Genomic DNA, 2,323 nt, shown 5'->3' with positions numbered 1-2,323 from the left:
CGATGACGGGGCGTCTGTCCGTGGCGAAGGATGTGCCGAAGTCCAAACGCACGATCCTCGTGAGCCATGACCAGTACTGAACGTAGAGCGGCTTGTCGAGGCCGTAGAAGGAACGGATGCGCTCCCGCGCCTCCTTGGTGATCTTCGGGTTCATCTCCGCCTCCAGAGCCCCCGGCTCCCCTGGGACGAGATGGATCACGGCGAAGGAGATGAGGGTGATCCCGAAGACCATGGGGATCATGAAAAAAAGACGTTTAAGGAGATACCGCAACATTCGATCTGTACCTCATCTGGTTTTCCGGCACGTACCACTTGATGAAATTGTACATAATCCCCGCCGGCGCCGGCTCCGCTCCCTTGAAACGCTTGTGGAGGGCCACCGTGCTGTACGGAACGAAAAGGAACGTGTAGGGCTGTTCTTCGGCAAGGACCTCCTGGAGGCGGTCAAGGTATTTCTTCCTCTCCCCCCGGTCAAGGGTGTGACGGGCCTTGACAAGCAGATCATCGACTTCCTTGTTCTCAAAGCCAATGAAGTTCAGTTCCTTCGGTCCCTGCTTGGAAGAATGAAAGATGTCGAACAGATCGGGATCGTTGGGTATTGTCCAACCGAGAAGAACGGCCTCAAAGCTTCTCTTGTCGATAAAATCATTAATGAGCGTAGCCCATTCCAGAACGCGGATCTTCATCGTGATGCCGATGGCGGAGAGCCTGCGCTGGATGAGTTCCGCGCTCTGGATACGCACCACGTTCCCCTGATTGACGAGGATGGTAAACTCAAAGGACCTTCCGTTTTTCCTGAGAACGCCGTCGGCATCGCGGCGGAAACCGGCGTCCCCTAACAGGGCGAGGGCCTTCTCGGGACTGTATTCATACCGTTTTACGTTCCCGTCGTATGCCCACATGTCGGGTTTGAAGGGGCCCGTGGCATCCATTCCCTGGCCGAGAAGTATCCCATCGATGATCTCCTGCTTGTTGATGGCGTGAGCCAGGGCCTGCCGGACCCTCCTGTCCCGGAAGAAATCGTGGCGCAGGTTATAGCCGATGTAGGTATAGGCGAAGGCGAGGTACTTGAACCTGTTGAATTCCCGCTTGAATGCTGGGTAATCGGTCTGCTTGACATACTGAAGCGGCGTCAGGCCCATGAGGTCGATGGAGTTGTTCTTGAGCTCGAGGAACATGGTGGCTGTATCGGGGATGATCTTCATCATGTACCGTCCGATGTAAGGCCTACCCTCGAAATAATCCGGGTTCGCCGTGAGGATGACCCGGTCGCCGGGGACCCATTCGGTGAATACGAAAGGGCCCGTGCCGACAGGCTTTCGCTTGAGAGGCGACATGGCGATGTCCTTTCCCTCGAGCAGGTGCCTCGGCAGGATGGAGGCCGACCAGCTGATAAGGGCCGGGGCGAAGGGCTTATCGTACGTGACCCGGAATGTGTGGTCATCGAGGACCTCAGCCTTTCTCACAAGCTTGAAATCACCGGAATAAGGGGTGGGTGTCCGGGGATCGACGGTCATCTTGTATGTGTACATCACATCGTGGGCAGAAAATGGTTTGCCATCCTGCCACTTCACGCCCTTTTTCAGCTTGAAGGTAATAGAGAGGTTGTCTTTCGAGATCTCCCAGGACTCGGCGAGGTCGCCGACGATAGTGAGGTCCTTGTCGTACTTGACAAGACCGTTATAGACGTAGGAGGCAACCTCATGGGAGGCCGAATCGCTGGCCAAAATGGGTATGAGGTTCGAGGGTTCCCCGATCGAGCCCGTTATTATCATGTCCCCGCAGGCTGGCTTTCCCGGATCGTCGTACCGTGCCGTGTCCTTCTTCCTGCCGCAGGAGGTAAGGAGACAGAGACATAGAATGATGAAGCAGAGAGGGATCAGGTTCTTCTTATGTACCATGAGCGCAATTGAAGCTAATTCTAGCAGAGACCCCCTTCAAAGTAAAGGAAGCCGAAGGTCGAGCGGCAGGTCGAGCGGCTGCGGGGTCCCGGAGCGAGGACGACGCAGACCGTTCCAGGAAGGGTCGGTCCCTGATGGAAGCTATTCGTCCTGAAAGAGTCCGTCCTTGAGCCACAGGTGGTTGAGGTCCCTGCCGTGACGGCCTTCAGTCCGGCGCGGTCTGATGGGTCCCGCGGGCCTTCCCCCGACCATGGTCGAGGCTGCCACGTCCTCGGTGACGATGGACCCGGCTGCCACTATCGCCTCGTCTCCTATGGAAACCCCTGGCAGGATTATAGATGCCGTATAGACAACTACGTAATTGCCGATGGTGACCTTTTTGTACGTGCGTTGCGTGTGGTTCGACTCACTGTGGGAATGGG

At 56.6% G+C, this 2,323-nt stretch carries 3 protein-coding genes; all 3 read right to left on the bottom strand.

The window, feature by feature from the left end:
- The coding region (locus GXX82_15030) for an ABC transporter permease (protein ID NLT24352.1) at positions 1 to 274 on the bottom strand (274 nt) is incomplete at its 3' end.
- The gene (locus tag GXX82_15025; GenBank protein ID NLT24351.1) at positions 255 to 1,901 is read right to left on the bottom strand and encodes a peptide-binding protein; all 1,647 of its coding nucleotides are present in this window, start codon (positions 1,899 to 1,901) and stop codon (positions 255 to 257) included. The genes GXX82_15030 and GXX82_15025, both read right to left, overlap by 20 nt.
- 141 nt (positions 1,902 to 2,042) lie before the next feature.
- Positions 2,043 to 2,323: acyltransferase (locus GXX82_15020; protein ID NLT24350.1), on the bottom strand; the 281-nt coding region annotated here is incomplete at its 5' end.

Origin of the sequence: Syntrophorhabdus sp. (assembly GCA_012719415.1) — a bacterium.
Taxonomy (GTDB): domain Bacteria; phylum Desulfobacterota; class Syntrophorhabdia; order Syntrophorhabdales; family Syntrophorhabdaceae; genus Delta-02.
The sequence above is the reverse complement of the archived record's forward strand: the minus strand, read 5'-3'. Positions and strand labels throughout refer to the sequence as shown.